This window comes from Hydrogenophaga sp. GW101-3F08 (assembly GCF_059424585.1).
Genome location: NZ_JBWKZP010000009.1, coordinates 153,678 through 172,661 on the forward strand (window position 1 = coordinate 153,678; position 18,984 = coordinate 172,661).

Annotated in this window: 15 protein-coding genes; 4 read left to right on the top strand and 11 right to left on the bottom strand. The window is 68.2% G+C overall.

All coding sequences use genetic code 11. The features are described from left to right. Positions 1 to 11: 11 nt before the first annotated feature. From gmd to wbaP, 4 genes are all read right to left on the bottom strand, one after another. Entirely contained in the window at positions 12 to 1,160 is a 1,149-nt protein-coding gene (gene gmd / locus AC07YZ_RS20570; protein ID WP_494796128.1) for a GDP-mannose 4,6-dehydratase, read from the bottom strand. Then, entirely contained in the window at positions 1,157 to 2,149 is a 993-nt protein-coding gene (gene fcl, locus AC07YZ_RS20575) for a GDP-L-fucose synthase (RefSeq protein ID WP_494796129.1), read from the bottom strand. The genes gmd and fcl overlap by 4 nt, the downstream gene beginning before the upstream one ends. A gap of 34 nt (positions 2,150 to 2,183) precedes the next feature. Continuing rightward, entirely contained in the window at positions 2,184 to 3,632 is a 1,449-nt protein-coding gene (locus AC07YZ_RS20580) for a mannose-1-phosphate guanylyltransferase/mannose-6-phosphate isomerase (RefSeq protein ID WP_494796130.1), read from the bottom strand. Positions 3,633 to 3,713: 81 nt separating this feature from the next. Next, complete coding sequence (gene wbaP / locus AC07YZ_RS20585) at positions 3,714 to 5,297, bottom strand: undecaprenyl-phosphate galactose phosphotransferase WbaP (RefSeq protein ID WP_494796131.1); 1,584 nt, start codon at positions 5,295 to 5,297, stop codon at positions 3,714 to 3,716. Positions 5,298 to 5,639: 342 nt separating this feature from the next. On the opposite strand from wbaP, the gene AC07YZ_RS20590 reads away from it, so the two are divergent. Further along, complete coding sequence (locus tag AC07YZ_RS20590) at positions 5,640 to 6,701, top strand: IS630 family transposase (protein WP_494796132.1); 1,062 nt, start codon at positions 5,640 to 5,642, stop codon at positions 6,699 to 6,701. A 117-nt stretch (positions 6,702 to 6,818) separates the two neighbouring features. Here the strand turns inward: AC07YZ_RS20590 and AC07YZ_RS20595 are convergent, their stop codons facing one another. From AC07YZ_RS20595 to AC07YZ_RS20625, 7 genes are all read right to left on the bottom strand, one after another. Further along, positions 6,819 to 7,298, bottom strand: a complete 480-nt coding sequence (locus tag AC07YZ_RS20595) for a hypothetical protein (protein WP_226490423.1) — start codon at positions 7,296 to 7,298, stop codon at positions 6,819 to 6,821. Positions 7,299 to 7,378: 80 nt separating this feature from the next. Next, entirely contained in the window at positions 7,379 to 9,394 is a 2,016-nt protein-coding gene (locus AC07YZ_RS20600) for a carboxypeptidase-like regulatory domain-containing protein (RefSeq protein ID WP_494796133.1), read from the bottom strand. Beyond that, entirely contained in the window at positions 9,391 to 10,185 is a 795-nt protein-coding gene (locus AC07YZ_RS20605; protein WP_494796134.1) for a COG1470 family protein, read from the bottom strand. Before AC07YZ_RS20605 ends, AC07YZ_RS20600 begins: the two co-directional genes overlap by 4 nt. Positions 10,186 to 10,210: 25 nt before the next feature. Then, a complete protein-coding gene (locus tag AC07YZ_RS20610) occupies positions 10,211 to 10,672 on the bottom strand; it encodes a hypothetical protein (protein WP_494796135.1) in 462 nt (153 codons plus the stop codon). Next, entirely contained in the window at positions 10,669 to 11,304 is a 636-nt protein-coding gene (locus AC07YZ_RS20615) for a hypothetical protein (RefSeq protein WP_226490419.1), read from the bottom strand. The genes AC07YZ_RS20610 and AC07YZ_RS20615 overlap by 4 nt, the downstream gene beginning before the upstream one ends. Before the next feature lie 152 nt (positions 11,305 to 11,456). Continuing rightward, complete coding sequence (locus tag AC07YZ_RS20620; RefSeq protein WP_226490418.1) at positions 11,457 to 12,041, bottom strand: hypothetical protein; 585 nt, start codon at positions 12,039 to 12,041, stop codon at positions 11,457 to 11,459. Positions 12,042 to 12,241: 200 nt separating this feature from the next. Further along, a complete protein-coding gene (locus AC07YZ_RS20625; protein ID WP_226490417.1) occupies positions 12,242 to 12,751 on the bottom strand; it encodes an Lrp/AsnC family transcriptional regulator in 510 nt (169 codons plus the stop codon). A gap of 178 nt (positions 12,752 to 12,929) precedes the next feature. Between AC07YZ_RS20625 and AC07YZ_RS20630 the strand changes: the two genes are divergently transcribed. The 3 genes from AC07YZ_RS20630 (at position 12,930) to secD (ending at position 18,979) form a co-directional block, all read left to right on the top strand. Then, positions 12,930 to 16,526 (top strand): indolepyruvate ferredoxin oxidoreductase family protein, encoded by a 3,597-nt coding sequence (locus AC07YZ_RS20630; protein ID WP_494796136.1) that lies wholly within the window; start codon positions 12,930 to 12,932, stop codon positions 16,524 to 16,526. Between the two features lie 113 nt (positions 16,527 to 16,639). After that, positions 16,640 to 16,960 (top strand): preprotein translocase subunit YajC, encoded by a 321-nt coding sequence (gene yajC / locus AC07YZ_RS20635; RefSeq protein ID WP_494796137.1) that lies wholly within the window; start codon positions 16,640 to 16,642, stop codon positions 16,958 to 16,960. Positions 16,961 to 17,095: 135 nt separating this feature from the next. Further along, positions 17,096 to 18,979: a protein translocase subunit SecD gene (gene secD, locus AC07YZ_RS20640; protein WP_494796138.1), complete on the top strand. Its 1,884-nt coding sequence runs from the start codon at positions 17,096 to 17,098 to the stop codon at positions 18,977 to 18,979. The last annotated feature ends 5 nt before the right edge of the window (positions 18,980 to 18,984 follow it).

Consider the following 18,984-nt stretch of genomic DNA (forward strand, 5'->3'; position numbering starts at 1 on the left):
GGGGCGGTGGTTCAGTGTTCGGCGGCCATGGCGGTGGCGTAGCCATGGGTCTTGAGCAGGGCGTGGCGCTGGGCGTCGGCCAGATCGGCGGCCACCATCTCCGTCACCATCTCCCGCAGTGCGATCTGCGGCACCCAGCCCAGCTCGGTCTTGGCTTTGGACGGGTCACCCAGCAGGGTTTCCACTTCGGTGGGGCGGAAGTAGCGCGGGTCCACCTTCACGAGCACGTCGCCGGGCTTGAGCGCCGGGGCCTTGTCGCCTTCCACCTTCTGCACGATGGCCTGTTCGTTGACGCCTTCGCCTTCAAAGCGCAGGGTGACGCCGAGTTCCCGGGCGGCCATGTCGATGAACTGGCGCACGCTGTACTGCACGCCGGTGGCGATGACGAAGTCCTGCGGCCGCTCCTGCTGCAGCATCATCCATTGCATGCGCACGTAGTCTTTGGCGTGGCCCCAGTCGCGCAGCGAATCGAGGTTGCCCATGTACAGGCAGTCCTCCAGACCCTGGGCGATGTGGGCCAGGCCGCGCGTGATCTTGCGGGTGACGAAGGTTTCGCCGCGGCGCGGGCTTTCGTGGTTGAACAGGATGCCGTTGCAGGCGTACAGGCCGTAGGCCTCGCGGTAGTTCACCACGATCCAGTACGCGTAGAGCTTGGCCACGGCGTAGGGGCTGCGGGGGTAGAAGGGGGTGGTTTCCGTCTGCGGGATCTCCTGCACCAGGCCATACAACTCGGAGGTGCTGGCCTGGTAGAAGCGGGTCTTTTTCTCCAGCCCGAGGATGCGGATGGCTTCGAGCAGGCGCAGCGTGCCCAGGGCGTCCACGTCGGCGGTGTATTCGGGGCTGTCGAAGCTCACGGCCACATGGCTTTGCGCGCCCAGGTTGTAGATCTCGTCGGGCTGGGTTTCCTGCACGATGCGGATCAGGTTGCTGCTGTCGCTCAGGTCGCCGTGGTGCAGGTGGAAGCGCGCGTTGTCGATGTGCGGGTCCTGGTAGATGTGGTCCACGCGCTGGGTGTTGAACTGGCTGCTGCGGCGCTTGATGCCGTGCACGGTGTAGCCCTTTTCGAGCAGCAGCTCGGCCAGGTAGGAGCCGTCCTGCCCGGTCACGCCGGTGATGAGGGCGACTTTGGGCGTGTGGGGGGTGGTTGGGTTCTTGGTCATGCGGCAACGGCGACGGCAACGTGGCGTTTCTGGAAGTCGGCGTAGGCGCGGGCCAGGCCTTTGCGCAGGTCCACGCGCGGTGTCCAGCCCATGCCGAGCAGCTTGTCGCTGTCCAGCAGCTTGCGCGGCGTGCCGTCGGGCTTGCTGGTGTCGAACACGATCTCGCCTTCGTAGCCCACGGCTTCGCCCACGCGGCGGGCCAGCTCGGCGATGGTCACGTCCTCACCGAAGCCGACGTTGATGTGGCTTTGCATGGGGGAGGTGCAGGCGTCGTACGCGCTCTTGGGCAGCTCCATCACATGCACGCAGGCGGCGGCCATGTCGTCCACGTACAGGAACTCGCGCCGCGGCGTGCCGGTGCCCCAGATGCGGACCTGGGGCGCGCCCTCTTCCTTGGCTTCGTGGAAGCGGCGGATCAGCGCGGGGATCACGTGGCTGTTTTCGGGGTGGTAGTTGTCGCCCGGGCCGTACAGGTTGGTCGGCATGACGCTGCGGTAGTCCACGCCGTGACTGGCGCCGTATTGGCGGTTGTAGCTCTCGCAGAGCTTGATGCCGGCGATCTTGGCCATGGCGTAGGGCTCGTTGGTGGGCTCCAGCGGGCCTTGCATCAGCGCGCCCTCGGCCATGGGCTGCGGCGCGAGCTTGGGGTAGATGCAGCTGGAGCCCAGGAACAGCAGCTTGCGCACCCCATTGAGGAACGCGGCGTCCACCACGTTGGCCTGCACCATGAGGTTGTCGTAGATGAACTCGGCCGGGTAGGTGTTGTTGGCGTAGATGCCGCCGACCTTGGCCGCCGCGAGATAGACCTGGTCGGGCTTCTCGCGGGCAAAGAAGGCGCGCACGGCCGCCTGGTCCGTCAGGTTGAGCTCGTCGCGGGTGCGGCCGACGATGCGGTCCAGCGGATGGCCGTTGGCCACGAGTTGGCGCACGATGGCGGAGCCCACCAGGCCGCGGTGCCCGGCGATGTAGATTTTGGGATAAGCGCTCATGACGAACCTTTCAGAGTGGGAGGGAGAGAGGGGGTCACTGGGTGGCCGGCACACGGCCGTAGGTGTCTTCGAGGCGGACGATGTCGTCTTCCCCGAGGTAGCTGCCGGACTGCACTTCGATCATTTCCAGCTCCAGCTTGCCGGGGTTGCGCAGGCGGTGCAGCTCGCCGATGGGGATGTAGGTGGACTGGTTTTCCGACAGCAGGAAGGTCTCGCGGCCGCGGGTGACTTCGGCCGTGCCCTTGACGACGATCCAGTGTTCGGCGCGGTGGTGGTGCTTTTGCAGGCTGAGCGCGGCGCCGGGCTTGACGCCGATGCGCTTGACCTGGAAGCGCTCGCCGATGTCGATGCTGTCGTACCAGCCCCAGGGGCGGGCCACCTTGCGGTGGATCACGGCCTGCGCGCACTCCAGGCTCTCCAGCTGGGCCACCACGTCCTTCACCTGTTCGGCGCAGTCGCGGTGGGCCACCAGCAGGGCATCGGGCGTGTCGATGATGAACAGGTTCTGGGTGCCGAGCGCGACCACCGGGCGGTGGGGCGCGTGGATGTAGGTGTCGCGCGAGAGCGGGACGAAGCCCTGGCCCTGGACGCGGTTGCCTTCGGCGTCGGCGGGCGTGAGTTCGGCCACGGCGTTCCAGCTGCCGACATCGCTCCAGGCGCCGGTGTAGGGCACCACCGCCACATGGGCATGGTGTTCCATGACGGCGTAGTCGATGCTCTGCGAGCGGCAGGCGGCGAAGGCGCCGGGCAGCGGTGCCACCCAGTGCGTGCCGGGTTCGGCGGTGGCCGGATCGACCGGCGCGGGCAGGGCTTCGCGGCAACTGGCCAGGATGTCCGGCGCGTGTTGCTGCAGGGCTTGCAGAAGGGCGCTGGCGCGGCACAGAAAGATGCCCGCGTTCCACAGGACCTGGCCGCTCAGCAGCAGCTGCAGGGCCTTGTCGGCGTTGGGCTTTTCGATGAAGCGCTCGACCGCCAGGGTCTGGCCGGCCCGGGAGGCACCGTGCTCGATGTAGCCATAGGCGGTGCTCGGGGAGCTCGGCACGATGCCGAAGGTGACGATGGCGCCGCTTTCGGCCGCGGGCACGCCTTGCTCGACGGTGCTGACGAAGGCCACGGCGTCGGGGATGTGGTGGTCGGACGGGCAGAAGAGCAGCAGGGCCTCGGGCTCGCCGTTCTGCGCCGACAGCAGGGCCGCGAGCGCCATGGCGGCGGCGGTGTTGCGCGCCACGGGCTCCAGGATCACCTGGGCCGCACCAGGCGATCTTTGCAGCGCGTCGGCCACCATGAAGCGGTGGCCTTCGGCGGTGACGACCATGAGGTTGGGGCCGAGCGGGCGCACGCGCTCCAGCGTGAGCTGCAGCAGGCTCTTGCCGCCGATCAGGGGCACGAACTGCTTGGGCAGGCTCTTGCGGCTCAGCGGCCAGAGCCGGGTGCCGGCGCCGCCGCAGAGGATGACAGGGGTGATGATGGTGCGGTGCAGCATGGATAGGGGATGGGTGGGCCGCCCGCGTTGTCTGTGGAGGGCATGCGGGCGGCGCGGTGGGACAACAAGCTCAGGTGGGAGTCAGCAGGCGCCTTCTTGCCTGAGCACCACGCGCACGGTGCGCAGCATGATCACGAGGTCGTACCAGAGCGACCAGTTGCGCACGTACCAGAGGTCCATGTTGATGCGGTGCTGGAAGGTGCTGGCGCTGCGCCCGCTGATCTGCCACAGGCCGGTGATGCCGGGGCGGGCCTTGCCGTAGGCGGCGATGCTCTTGCCGTACTCGCCCAGCTCGCGGGCCAGCAGCGGGCGCGGGCCGACCAGGCTCATGTCGCCCTTGAGCACGTTGATGAGCTGGGGCAGCTCGTCGATGCTGGTGCGGCGGATGAGGTGGCCGATGGGGGTGATGCGCGGGTCGTTGGCGAGCTTGAAGTTGCTGGCCAGGTACTGCACGTAGAGCTTTTCGTTTTCGGTTTTCCAGCGCTCCAGGGCGCCGTCGGCGTCCATCACCATGCTGCGGAACTTGATGAAGTCGAACAGCTGGCCGTCCACCCCCACGCGCTTTTGCACGAAGAACACGGGGCCGGCGTCGTCGCGCTTGATGCGCCACGCGACCCAGGCAAACAGCGGCGCGAGCAGCACCAGCAGGGCGGCGGCGCCCACGATGTCGAGCGCGCGTTTGAGCACTTGCGGGCCGCGGCGGTTGAGGTTGTTGCGGGCGCGCAGCAGCAGCACTTCGTGGCTGAAGAAGTGCGAGACCTCCATGCCGTAGATGGGCAGGCCGCCGAGCGCGGGCACCATGACCAGGTCGTCGCGGGTGAGCATGAGCTCCTGCGCCAGTTCGCGCAGCCAGTTGTTGTCGCGGATGCCGAGCACGCCCACCAGCTGGTGGGGCCCGGGCCGGGCGAGGAACGCGCGCACGCCCGGGGTGAGCGCGGTGGGCGCGGCCATCTGGCCTCCCCCGAGGTTGACCAGGCGCGCGCCGGGATCGGGGCAGACCACGGCCACGGGCCGGTAGCCCAGCAGCGGCTCGCTGGCCAGGGCGGCGGCGGCTTTTTCAACGTCGTCGGGGTGGCCGATGAGCACGTAGGGCTGGGTCAGCAGGCCGGCGCGCAGCAAGCCGGTGCGCACGGCCAGGCGCGCCAGTGGCAGGCAGACGAGCACGAGGCCCCAGGTGGCGCCGGTCCACAGGCGAGAGAGCGGCCACTTGGCGAGGTACATGACCATGGCGTCGAGCAGCGCCGCGAGCACGATGACCTGGATCATCTGGCGCGCTTCGTCCCACCAGGGCTTTCGGCGGTGGGCCGTGTAGTGGCCCTGCACGGTCCACATCCAGCTGACCATGGTCAGGGCAACGGCGGCGAACAGCGTGATGCGCAGGTGGCCATTGGCGGCCCACCAGACGTTCATGGCCTGCGAGAGGCTCATTTCGTCGCGAAGCCACGCGGGCAGCCGCCCGGCGATGAAGCAGAACGCGAGCACGGCCAGGTCGGTGAACACCAGCCAGACTTTCACCTCCTGCTGGCGCCGGGCGAGGTTGGCCCAGGGGGCCAGGCTGCGGGCCAGGTCGTGTTCGTTGTAGAGAGGGACGACGGTGCCCGGGCCGCCTTCGGCCGGCGCGTGCCTCTCTAGCGTCTCTTGTGGATGGGTGCGTGCGCGGGCCATGTCAACGCTCGCTGCGGATGGGGTTGGCCAATGGGCGGGCCCCATGCGGGTGCATGGTATGCACTCGCATGGCGCGCTGGGGCGTCAGGTGGCAAAAGCACGGCATACATGGACATCCTGGGTTCGTTGGGTTCTGCGCAGGCATGCAACCCTGCGCTCGTCTTTTTCATTGTTAGGGCACGCACAAAAGCCGCATGTAACGAGCTTTGAGTTCCTTCAACAAGGATTGCGATGTATCGAAATCTGGTTTCATGTGCTGCCGGGGGAGCGCTGGTGCGGTGCGCCGTAATTGAATGAACTTATGGTCTCTGGCAGACTTCAGCGCTTCAGGAGGTTGACGCGATGCGAGTGGCCGAGGCGATTGAGCTGGATGCGCAGACCGAGCGTGGGTTGCGCACGCTGTCCAAGGGACGGCGGGTCGAGGCGCGCGTGCAGCAACGCGCCAGCATCGTCTTGCTGGCGGCGCAAGGCTGGCAGAACAAGGACATCGCCAACGAGGTCAAGCTCGACCGGCGGCAAGTGGCGTTGTGGCGGAGGCGCTTCATGGAAGGCGGCCTCCAGGCCTTGCTGCAGGACGCCTCGCGCCCGGGACGCACACCGAGCGTGACGCCCGAGGTGGAGTCGCACATCCTGAACACGACGCTGCACAAGCCACGGGCGCAGACCACGCACTGGAGCACACGCACCTTGGCGGCCCATCTGGGCCTGAGCGCCACGACCATCCGCCGGGTGTGGCAGCGCAATGGAATCCAGCCGCACCTGCAGGACACCAAGGTCTCACGCACGCCGCCTCGCTTCGAGGACGAACTGGTCGATGTCGTGGGGCTCTACATGAACCCGCGCGAGCATGCGCTGGTGCTCAGCTGTGGCGAAAAGAGCCAGCTCCAGATGCTGCACCGCAGCGAGCCCGGACGCGCCGGCACCATGACCCACGACCACAAGCGCAATGGCACGACAACGCTGTTTGCCGCGCTCAACACGCTGGACGGAACGGTGATCTCGATGTGCCAGGACCGGCATCGCCACGAGGAGTGGCTCAGGTTCCTGCGCCTGATCGATCGCAAGACGCCCAAGCACCTGAAGTTGCACCTGATCGTCGACAACGACGCCAGCCCCGAGTACCCCGAGGTCCAGGCCTGGCTGGCCGAACACCCGCGCGTGGTCGTGCACTCAACCCCCGCCAACACCTCGTGGTTGAACATGGTCAAGCGTTTTCTCCGCGATATCTTCGAGCACCGCATCAGACGCGACAGCTTCACCCGCGTGGCCGAACTTCGGCAGGCCATTGCGCTGTACATCGAACATCACGATCAAAGACCCAAACCGTTCATCTGGACGGCCAGCGCGTCGGTTGTCACCAGCGCCACCCCCGCCAAGGTCGCGTTGGCGCGCGTCGGGCGATAAGTACAGAACAAATTGGCGCACCACCCCCCTGGGCCCATGTAACGGGGGCACGGTTGCGGATGTGGGGTTTACATCCCGAAACCCGTTTTCGTGGACGAGCGGCCACGAAGCGGGGGCTCAGATGGCCGAGATATCGGTCTGTACGGGCCAGCTCAGCGCGGTGGCGCTGGCGTTGTTGCTAGCAAATCGGTGTTGCAACAGCACGGTGTAACGCCCCGGACGGGTGCCACAGAGGCGGTAGCCGTCGGCCGTCGGGCTGAGCTGGATGCCGCTTTGTGGGGCGGTCTGCAGCTCCCATGTGCCGAGTTGGGGCGTGGAGCGCCGCAGCAAGACGCAGAAACCCCGCTTCATGGTGGACAGCACCACCAGGCGTTGCTCGGCGCTGGCCTCGCCGCTGGCGGAGGTGTCGAGCTGCTGCGGATGGTTGTTTTCCAGCACGCGGATCACCGGCGGGACGACGATGCGGATGTCCAGCGTGGCGCTGGCGCTCAGGGCGCCCGATGTGCTCGCGCTCTCGCCCATGCTGGCGGCCGGACTGAACAGCAGGCCGAGCGCGGCCAGCAACGGCGGCAGCAAGGGGCGAAGGGGCGCGGACATGCCCCCTGTATCGGCGGCTGGTGGCCCAACTTGATGGTGATCGGCGGCCGGGCGGGCGTGAGTGAAAGACGCTCAGCCGCTCAGTTGTCGTTGCGCTGCACCGGCAGGCTGAGCCGGGTGGTTTCGCGCAGCCGCACGTCCACCTTGGCCTGGCCCTCGTCGACCACGCCCCAGGGCAGGGGCAGGCTGTCGTTGCGCACGGTCACGGTACGCGGGCCGCTGGCGACGAAGGGAAATTCGAAGCGGCCCTGGGTGTCGGTGCGCACGGCGTAGCGGTTGTCCAGGTAGACCGTGGCGCCGGGCACCCCGGTCTCGCTGGCTTCCTGGGTGCCGCTGCGGTTGGCGTCGAAATACACCGTGCCTTCGATGCGCCCGCCCCCGTCCGAGGGTTTGCCGCCCATGGGCACGCTGCGGCTGCCAGCCTGCAGCTCGTAGCGCAGCACGGCGTGGAACGAGCGGTAGGCGCTGGTGTTGACCGCGGTCTGCGGCGGCGCCAGCGGGTCGATCGAGTTGCGCGTGCGGCTGCGCCCGGTGGAGCGGATGGCGTTGCCTTCCAGGCTCCAGCGGGTGTCGATGCGCCAGCTGGCGCCCAGGTTCAGGCTGTTGCGGCTCGCGCTGGCGCTGGCGTGTTCGGTGTTGAGGCTGCCGTGCAGGCTGGCGCGCGAGGTCACGGGGGCCGAGAAGCTGACCGCGCTGGACCACAGGCTTTCGGCGGGCTGGCCGGTGCTGGCATCGGCGCCGGCGTGGCCCACGCCCAGACTGGTGGAGACCGTCCAGCCCTGGGGCACCGCCCAGTCCTGGTCATAGCTCAGCAGCCGGGACGAGCCCTGGTTGGCGCCGCCTTCGAGCTCCAGGCGCAGGCCGCTGGTGCCCCAGCCGTTCTGCCAGCGGTAGTCGCCGTAGCTGCTCCAGGCCCGGCCGGCGTAGTCGCGCAGGGCCATGCCGACGCCCAGGTTGCTGTCGCGGCTCAGGCGCCAGCGGGCGCTGGAGGTGGCGTAGTAGCCGGCGGAACTGCGGCCGCTGACCGAGCGCAGCCAGTCGACCGAGCCCTCGGCCGACCACTGGCGGGTGCGCCAGTGGGTGCTCAGGTGGGCGCCGGTGACGTCGTTGGCCATGGGCAGGTTGGCCCAGTTCAGCCCGGGATCGAGCCGGTACAGGCCCGCGCCGTAACGCCGGGGGCCGTCGTCCCACTCGCCGTCGAGCCAGTAGCCGGCGAGCGTGCCGCGCGCATCGTTGACGCCGCTGCTCATGGCCTTGGCCTGCAGGCGGTGTCGCTCGCCCTCGTGGCGGGCTGCGACCAGGGTGGCATGGGCGTCGAGCCGGGGGGCGGTCGGGCTGGACGAGCCCACGGGGGTCACGCCCTGCGCACTCTCGTGCTGCAAGGCCAGCGTCCAGCCGTCGCGCGATTCGCCGAGCGGGTCGCTGGCGCCGTCCGCGCCGGGCCGCCACTGGGCGCCCAGGGCGGTGCGCCGCCCCGCCAGCCGCTCGAACCCGGAGGCCGGCTGGATCTGCAGCTGCCCGGGCACCCCGGTGGCGGCCTGCAGCTGCAGGCCCTGGCCCGGGTTTTCCCACTCGCCGCCCGCACCTTGCAGGATCGAGGTGGGCACGAACACGCGCGAGGGCAGCCGGGTGATGGCGGGCGCGGGCGTGCTGATGATGCCAAGCTCGTGGTTGGCCAGCCAGCCGCCGGTGAGCGGCATGCCGCGCTGGCGCAGGGTGAGGGTGCCCTGGCGGTCGCTGGGCGTGAAGCTGCCGTCCAGCGACAGGGTGCCGTGGTTGGGGGTCTCCAGCAGGCCGTAAATGCTGTAGCCGAGCCGGGTGCGCTGGCTTTCGTCAAAGGGCTGGGTGCCCAGCCGGGTTTCCAGCTTGAGGAAGCGCGGCCATCCGGCGCGGTCGTAGTCGTAGCCGGCGTCCTCGTCCAGCGTCTCGGGCTGCAGGCCTTCGATGACGCGGTCGACATAGGCCGGGGCCGGCGAAGCGGCGGCCGGGGCCGCGGCGGGCGCTGCCGCGGCCGGGGGCGTCTGCGCCTGTGCCGGGCCCAGTGCACCCATCAGGGTCGCCAGCAGCAAGCCGCCTGGCCGGGGCGCCAGGCTCATGGAGCAAAACTCGCGTCCAGCGGAAGACGGTTCTTGCCCCATTCCAGGCTGCCCTTGACGGCCAGCGGGAAGCGGATCTCGGGCACGGGCTGGCCCTCGTCGATCACCGGCCCGAGCGCCACGCCACGCGTTTCGCCGGGCAGGATGGGCATGTCGGTGGGGGTCATTTCCAGGCGGCGGCCGGTGGCGTCCGTGGCGTTGACGAAGCCCTCCAGACGGCCGTGGGCGTTGCCGCGGTTGCGGATGTCCAGCATCGCGACCGGTTTGCCGCCGACCATGGCCACGCGGGTGGCGGCAAGCTCAAGCACGGGCTCGGCGCCGCCAATGGCGGCATAGACGATGACGCCGATGCGCCCGCCCACGTCCACGCTGCTCTTGGCCGGGTCCACGCCCTCGACCATGATGGCGAACCGGCATTCGCGCGCCGGCGTGCCCGGCGGGGGGGTGATTTCGAACCGGAAGCGGTAGCGCGCGCCGGGCTCCAGCGTGAGCTCACGCCGTTCGACCGCGACCCAGGGGCGGCAGCTGTCGGGCGCGAGCTCGTCGCTGAAGATGACGGTGTTGTCCGGCTGGTAGGTCCAGTCGTTGGTGTAGAGGCGGTAGCCCCCTTTGAGCTGGCCCACGTGCTGGATCTCGAACACCTGGCGCAGGCTCTGGCCGGGCGCGATCTTGACGTCGAACCGGGGCGGCGTGATGTACGCGGCAAAGCCCTGGGCGGTGGCAAAGGAGGGGGCGGCGGCCCACAGCAGGCAGCCCAGCAGCAGGGCCTCAAAGCGTTGAAAGCGGAACATCAGGGAATGCATGGGGACACAAGGCTCAGTCGGCATCGAACTCGAAGTGGAAATTCAGGCGCCGGGTGTTGCTCTGCCAGTCCGCGCCCGAGCGCAGGCGCACCTGGAACTGGTCCTGCAGCGTGGCGCCGGGGATCTGGCCCGCGTACACCAGCGCGCGCTCGCCCGACACCAGGCGCCCACCCAGCAGGCGCCCCCGCGTGGTCCACACCGCCTCGATGGTGGAGGTCTCGTCGCGCGGCAACACCATGTAGACACGGCCGCTGCGCCCGATCCAGTCGTGCGTGTCGATGCGCACGTTCACCATCAGCCAGGCCTCCATGCCACCCACGTCGGACCGGCTCTTGGCCACCGGCCGCCACTGCATCTGCACGTTGGGCGGCACGGTGTGGCTCTGCGAGTCGTCCAGCCGGTGCGGGTTGGCCAGCGCCGGGCCGGCCAGCAGCCCGCCCAGCAGCGCGAGCAGCAGAGGGCGCGCCAGCGTCATGGGCTGCTCAGGGTGTAGGTCACCCTGCCGTTGTAGGTGCCCGCCGCGCGCACCGCGCTGTTGGCGTAGCTGAAGGTGTGGCAGTTCTCGATGTAGCGGTTGGCGGGCACGGTCGCCAGGGTCTGGGTGCCGCCGTTGAAGGTGCCGGCGGGGATCACGTTGGGCACGCCGCTGCCCGGGGCGGACACGGTCCAGCTGACCTGCGAGATGGGGATGGTGTCACCGCCGGTGGTGGTCAGGCTGGCCGGGGAGGTCACGCTCAGCGTGGCGCTCGCGGGGCCGTTGCCCGCATTGCTGCGCCGGTACGAGGCGCCCACCATCACCTGGCTGGCGGGCGTGGGGCAGGTGGCGTAGTTGTCGCCGTACAGGCTGGTGGCCTGGGTGCTGTTGCTGGTCATGGCCAGCGCGGTGCCGTTGCCCAGCTGCGCCGTGGGCACCGTGACCTGCACCAGGTTGATGGTGCCGTTGGTGTTGTCGTAGGTGCCGTTGCCCACATGCAGGAACACGCGGCGCGAGGCCGCCGCGAGGGTCAGCGACCAGGCGTGCGCCGCCGCCATGTGCGCGCCACACAGCAGCGCCAGGCAGGCGGCGGCGAGCCGTCTGGGGGTGTGCGGGCGCAAGAGCTGGTTCATGGTGTCGTTGTGATCGCCGGCCGCCCGGGCGGTTCCGGGGGGCGGACCGGTGGCGGCCCAAAAGACAACGGAGGGCTGCGGTGTGCAGGCCCTCCGTGGTTTGACCGGTGGCGCGGGCGCTCACCGGTGTCGGCGACGCAGGACCTGCGTCCTCAAGGCATCGTGGCGGTGTAGGTCACTCGGCCCGTGTAGGTACCAAACGCCGGCGTGGTGGCGTTGGCGTAGCTGTATGCCCAGTTGGCGGTCTGGTTGGTGACACGGCCGGCCAGCGTGGGCAGGCTGGTGCCACCATTGAAACCGGGCGCAGGCAGGGCCGCATTCGTGGTGGACACCGACAGCTCGGTGAAGGGAATGGTGTCGGCGCCGCTGGTCAGGTTGGCCGGGTTGGTGGCGGTGATGGTGATCTGGCCATCGTTGCCGAACACGCGCACCGGGACGGCATTGCCGCCGGGCAGGGGGCCGTCGTTCGAGATGGACGCGGCCGCCGCGCCGGTACCGACGTCCAGCGGGTTGGTGGAGTAGTCGAACGTCAGGGTGTTGATGCTGCCGTTGCTGGCCAGCGGGGTGGCGGCGCCGGCGCCCACACCCAGGAACAGCACGCGCGGAATCACGACGCGCAGGTCCAGGCGGGCGGTGGCGGTGCCGGCACCGGTCACCAGTTGGGATTCGGCCGAAGCCATGAGAGGCGCCGCCATGGCCAGCGCCAGGGCGGACTTGAGGAGCAGGGAGTTTTTCACGACGTTACCTTCAAGGATGGGAAACCGGTGTGGCCGCAGCACTTTGAATACTTTGGTCACTTTTATAGTGGGGCCGATGGTACGGAAGGACACATATGGTTGCAAGCCCGTTTCCGGGCAAAAGTCACAATTTCCAAGCACTTACGGCCATTTATTCCCCCGGCGGTCGAAGTTTGCGGACGGGTGGTCGCAAAAAGGGCTCAAGTTTTCGGGGGACGTGCCGTGCCAGAACTTTTGGGTAACAGGTGTGACAACGGAAGTGCACCGGCGGATTTGACCTCGCCGAGCGAGAAGCTGGTGTGCAGGTCTTTCACGTTGGGCAGGTTGATCAACACCTCGCGCGCGAAGCGGCTGAAGTGGTTGAGGTCGGGGCAGACCACCTGCAGCTCGAAGGTGCCCGAGCCGCTGATGTAGTGGCAGGACACGATTTCGGGGATGCCCTGGATGGCCGACTCCATCTGGCGCAGCACGTCGCCGCTGTTGCGCTCGGCATCGAGCCGCACGAAGGCGAGCACGCCCAGCCCCATTTTTTCGCGGTCGAGTTCGGCCCGGTAGCCGCGGATGAAGCCCTGCTCTTCGAGCGCGCGCACGCGCCGCCAGCAGGGTGCTGCCGACAGACCCACGCGGTTGGCGAGTTCGGCGTTGGTCAGGCGACCATCGGTTTGCAGTTCGCTCAGGATGGCGAGATCAAACTTGTCGAGTGTTTCCATCGGCCGCATTATTCAGGAAGAATCTTTCCTTTTGGTGGTAAATCTGGGCATGAAAAGCAAACACCTGTCAGCGCCCGGGTCATACACTGTGCGGCACACTGGATGCGGCCGACCCGGCCGTTTCTCCAGTCAGATGCCGCCCACAAGGTGGCTTTCCACCCACGCAGGAGACAACAAGATGAACGCCCCACTGCCCGAGCACATCCGCCGCGCGCTCGAAACCGTCACGCTCGACGACAAATATTCCCTGGACCACGGCCGCGCCTTCATGAGTGGCGTGCAGGCGCTGGTCAAGCTGCCCATGCTGCAGCGCCAGCGCGACGCGCTGCAGGGCAAGAACACAGCGGGTTTCATCAGCGGTTACCGCGGTTCGCCGCTCGGCGGTTACGACCAGGCCTTGCAGAAGGCCGCGCCCTACCTGAAGGCACAGAACATCGTGTTCCAGCCGGGCGTGAACGAAGAGCTGGCGGCCACCGCGCTCTGGGGCACGCAGCAGCTGGGCTTTGCGCCGCCCGGCAGCAACAAGTTTGATGGTGTGTTCGGCATCTGGTACGGCAAGGGCCCGGGGGTGGACCGCTGCTCCGACGTGTTCAAGCACGCCAACATGGCCGGCACCACACCTTGGGGCGGCGTGATCGCGGTGGCTGGCGACGACCACGTGGCCAAGAGCTCGACCGCCGCGCACCAGAGCGACCACATCTTCAAGGCCTGTGGCCTGCCGGTGTTCTTCCCGACCAGCGTGCAGGACATCCTGGACCTGGGGCAACACGCCATCGCCATGAGCCGTTTCAGCGGCGTCTGGGCCGGCATGAAGACGATCCAGGAGATCGTCGAATCCAGCGCCACGGCGATGATCGACCCCGAGCGGGTCGAGATCGTGATCCCCGAGTTCGACATGCCGCCCGGCGGCGTGCACATCCGCTGGCCCGACGCCGCGCTGGAGCAGGAAGCGCGCCTGTTTGACTACAAGTGGTACGCCGCGCTGGCCTACATCCGCGCCAACAAGCTGAACCACAACGTGATCGCCGGCCCGAACGACCGCTTCGGCATCATCGCCAGCGGCAAGGCCTTCAACGACACGCGCCAGGCGCTGCTGGACCTGGGCCTGGACGACGCCACCTGCCGCCGCATCGGTCTGCGCCTGCACAAGGTCAACGTGGTCTGGCCGCTGGAAGCGCAGACCACGCGCGAGTTCGCCACCGGCCTGCGCGAGATCCTGGTGGTGGAAGAGAAACGCCAGGTCATCGAATACCAGCTCAAGGAAGAGCTCTACAACTGGCGCGGCGACGTGCGGCCCAACGTGCTGGGCAAGTTCGACGAGGTCGAAGGCGACTTCAGCGGCGGCGAATGGAGCATGCCCAACCCGAGCGCCCACACCCTGCTGCGCGCCAACGCCGACCTGTCACCGGCCATCATCGCGCGCGCCGTGGCGCGCCGCCTGCGCAAGCTGGGCCTGCCCGAGGACGTGCAGGCGCGCATCGACGCGCAGCTCGCCATTTACACCGCGCAGGAGCAGTCCCTGCAGACCCTGCTGACCAAGGGTGTGGAAGGCGCCGAGCGCCAGCCCTGGTTCTGCTCGGGCTGCCCGCACAACACCAGCACCCGCGTGCCCGAAGGCTCGCGCGCGATGGCCGGCATCGGCTGCCATTTCATGACGATCTGGATGGACCGCGCCACCGTGGGCTTCACCCAGATGGGCGGTGAGGGTGTGCCCTGGGTCGGCCAGCAGCCGTTCGTGAACGAGCAGCACATGTTCGCCAACCTGGGCGACGGCACCTACTTCCACAGCGGCATCCTGGCGATCCGCCAGAGCATCGCCTCGGGCGTGAACATCACCTACAAGATTTTGTACAACGACGCCGTGGCCATGACCGGTGGCCAGCAGGTGGGCGAACGCCCCGAGGGCCACAGCGTGGTGCAGATCGCGCAGAGCATGCGCGCCGAGGGCGCGGCCAAGATCACCATCGTGACCGACGAGCCCGAGAAGTACGCCAGCGTGAGCGGCCTGCCCAGCGGCATCGCCATCCAGCACCGCGACTCGCTGGACGCGGTGCAGCGCGAGTTCCGCGAGATCAAGGGCACCACGGTCATCATCTACGACCAGACCTGCGCCACCGAGAAGCGCCGCCGCCGCAAGCGCGGCACCCTGGTGGACCCGGCCGAGCGCGTGGTGATCAACGAGCTGGTGTGCGAGGGCTGTGGCGACTGCAGCGTGCAGAGCAACTGCCTGTCGGTCGAGCCGCTGGAGACCGAGTTCGGTCGCAAGCGCACCATCAACCAGAGCAGCTGCAACAAGGACTTCTCCTGCGTCAAGGGCTTCTGCCCGAGCTTCATCACCGTGGAAGGCGGCCAGCTGCGCAAGAAGGACAAGAAAACCGGCGGCCTGGAGTGGACCGGCGGCGTGGTGCCGCAACCGGCCCTGCCCGCGCTCGACGCCGAGGCCTGGGGCATCATCGTCGCGGGCGTGGGCGGCACCGGGGTCATCACCATCGGCCAGTTGCTGGGCATGGCGGCGCACATCGAAGGCAAGGGCATCGTCACGCAGGACGCGGCGGGCCTGGCGCAAAAAGGCGGCGCCACCTGGAGCCACGTGCTGATCGGTGCGCACCAGGACGCGATCCGCACCACGCGCGTGTCGGCCGCCTCGGCCGACCTCGTGATCGGCTGCGACCCCATCGTCGCGGCGCACAAGGAAACCTGGCAGCGCCTGCGCGCGGGCCGCAGCCACGTGGCGCTCAACGCCCACGCCACGCCCACGGCCGCCTTTGTGACCCACCCGGACTGGCAGAACCCGGCGCAGGCCTGCGTGGACGCGCTGACCCACAGCCTGGGCGCGGACCAGGTGGGTGTGTTCGACGCCGAGACCGCGTCCACGACGCTGATGGGCGACAGCATCTACACCAACCCCATGATGCTGGGCTACGCCTGGCAGCGTGGCTGGGTGCCGCTGGGTCATGACGCGCTGATGCGCGCCATCGAGCTCAACGCGGTGCAGGTGGAGAAGAACAAGACCGCCTTCGAATGGGGCCGCCGCGCCGCGCACGATCCGAAGGCGCTGGCCGCGCTGCTGGTGCCGGCGGGCGCGGGCTCGCAGGTGATCCAGTTCAAGAAGCGCGAGACGGTGGACAGCCTGGTCGCGCGACGCGTGGCGTTCCTCACCGGCTACCAGAACGCCGCCTACGCCGCCGACTACCAGCGGTTCGTGGAGAAGGTGCGGGCGGCTGAGGCGTCGCTGGGCAACAAGACCGCGCTCACCGAGGCCGTGGCACGCCAGCTCTTCAAGCTCATGGCCTACAAGGACGAGTACGAGGTGGCCCGCCTGCACAGCGATCCGGCGTTCCACGCCCGGCTCGCCAGCCAGTTCGAGGGCGATTTCAAGCTGAAGGTGCACCTGGCGCCGCCGCTGATCGCGAAGAAGAACGACAAGGGCGAGCTGATCAAGCAGAAGTTCGGCCCGGCCATGTTCACCGTGTTCCGTGTGCTGGCGAAGTTCAAGGGCCTGCGCGGCACGGCGCTGGACATCTTCGGCCGCACCGAGGAGCGGCGCACCGAGCGGGCCCTGATCGGCGAGTACCGGGCTTGTGTGGACGAACTGCTGCAGGGCCTGACCGCCGACAACCACGCGCTGGCGCTGGAGATCGCGAACCTGCCGGAGCAGATCAAGGGCTTCGGCCATGTGAAGGAGCGCCATCTGGCGGCCGCACGCAGCCGCTGGAGCGGCCTGATGGCGCAATGGCGCCAGCCGCGCACGGCCTCTGTGGCCAAGGCCGCCTGATCGCGACCCCCGCAACATACAATCGCCGGTTGAGTTCAAAGCGCCTGGCGCCGCCCCACGGGGCCGCCGGGCCTTTGGCGCTGTTGTGCTCTTGAACCTGTTGGAGACCGTCCGTGTTCATTTCTTCCGCTTACGCCCAGGCCGCCACCGGCGGCGACACCCAATCCACCATCATGGGCATGCTGCCGCTGGTGTTGATGTTCGTGGTGCTGTATTTCGTGATGATCCGCCCCCAGATGAAGCGGCAGAAAGAGCACAAGGCCATGGTTGAGGCCCTGGCCAAGGGCGACGAGATCGTGACCGCCGGGGGCTTCCTGGGCAAGGTGTCCAAGATCGGCGAAATCTACGTGAGCGTGGAACTCGCCACTGGCGTTGAAGTCCAGATGCAACGCTCGGCCGTGACGCAGGTGCTGCCCAAGGGCACTATTAAGTAAGAAGTAAGGACCACCCCCGCGCCGCGCCGCACTCGCGGCGCGTCACCCCCTCAAGGGGGCAATGCGAGCGGCCCGGCGGAGCCGGTTCCGCCGCATTCTGGATAGAAGCCACCTCTGCCCTCAGGGCCTGTCGCCATGAACCGTTATCCGCTCTGGAAGTACCTGATCATCGCTTTTGCGTTGGTGATCGGCTTGCTGTATGCCCTGCCCAACGTCTTCGGTGAATCGCCGGCCGTCCAGGTGTCGGCGGGGCGGGCCACGGTGCGTGTGGACGCGGCCACGGTCACCCAGGTCGAGCAGGCGCTGGCTGCCCAGGGACTCACGCCGTCGCTGATCCAGCTGGATGGCAACTCGGTCAAGGCCCGCTTCGAGTCCACCGACGACCAGATCAAGGCGCGCGATGCGCTGGAGCGTGCGCTCAACCCCGATCCGACCAGCCCGAGCCACGTGGTCGCGCTCAACCTGCTGCCGCGCACCCCCGCCTGGCTGGCTGGCCTGAACGCTGTACCCATGTACCTGGGCCTGGATCTGCGCGGCGGTGTGCATTTCATGCTGCAGGTGGACATGCCCGCGGCCCTGCAGCGGCGCGCCGACGTGCTGGCCGCCGACCTGCGCTCCGCGCTGCGCGAAAAGGGCGTGCGCCACGGTGGCGTCAACCGCAATGGCCAGACCATCGAGCTGCGCGCACGCGATGAAGCCACGGCGCAGGCGGTGCAGAACGTGATCCAGGACCAGTTTCCCGACCTGCAGCTGGTGCAGCTGCCTGAGGGCGGTGAGCTCCGTCTGGTGGCGACCCTCAAGCCGGCGACGGCGCTGCTGGTGCAGGATCAGGCGCTCAAGCAGAACATCACCACCCTGCACAACCGCATCAACGAACTGGCCGTGTCCGAGCCGGTGATCCAGCAGCAAGGGGCCGACCGCATCGTGGTGCAACTGCCCGGCGTGCAGGACACCGCCAAGGCCAAGGACATCCTGGGCCGCACCGCCACCCTGGAGGTGCGTCTGGTCGACGAAAGCGCCGAAGGCCTGGCCGCCGAGCGTGGCACAGGCGCGGTGCCGTTCGGCTCCGAGCGTTACCCCGAGCGCAGCGGCCGGGCCGTGATCGTGAAACGCGAGGTGCTGCTCAGCGGCGAAAACCTCACCGACGCGCAGGCCGGCTTCGACAGCCAGACCCAGGAGGCCGCGGTGCACCTGACGCTCGACGCCAAGGGTTCGCGCATCTTCCGCGACGTCACGCGCGACAACGTGGGCAAGCGCATGGCCATCATCCTGTTCGAAAAGGGCAAGGGCGAGGTGGTGACGGCGCCGGTGATCCGCACCGAAATCGGCGGCGGCCGGGTGCAGATTTCGGGCGCGATGACCACGGTGGAGGCCAGCGACACCGCGCTGCTGCTGCGCGCCGGCTCACTGGCCGCCCCCATGGAGATCATCGAGGAGCGCACCATCGGCCCGAGCCTGGGCGCCGAAAACATCGCCAAGGGCTTCAACAGCGTGATGTGGGGCTTCGCGGTGATCGTGGTCTTCATGTGCGTCTACTACATGCTGTTCGGCGTCTTCTCCAGCTTGGCGCTGGCGTTCAACCTGGTGCTGCTGGTGGCGGTGTTGTCCATGCTGCAGGCCACACTGACGCTGCCGGGCATCGCGGCCATGGCGCTCGCGCTGGGCATGGCGATCGACTCCAACGTGCTGATCAACGAGCGGGTGCGCGAAGAGCTGCGCAACGGCTCATCGCCGCAGTCGGCCATCAACGCCGGCTACGAACACGCCTGGGGCACGATCCTGGACTCCAACGTCACCACCTTGATCGCGGGCGTGGCCCTGCTGATCTTCGGCTCCGGCCCGGTGCGCGGCTTTGCGGTGGTGCACTGCATCGGCATTCTCACCAGCATGTTCTCGTCGGTGTTCTTCTCGCGCGGCCTGGTCAACCTCTGGTATGGCCGCCAGAAAAAGCTCAAGACCGTGTCCATCGGCACCGTCTGGCGCCCCGATGGCGCCAACGCCGTCGCCAAGGCCGATTGAAGACT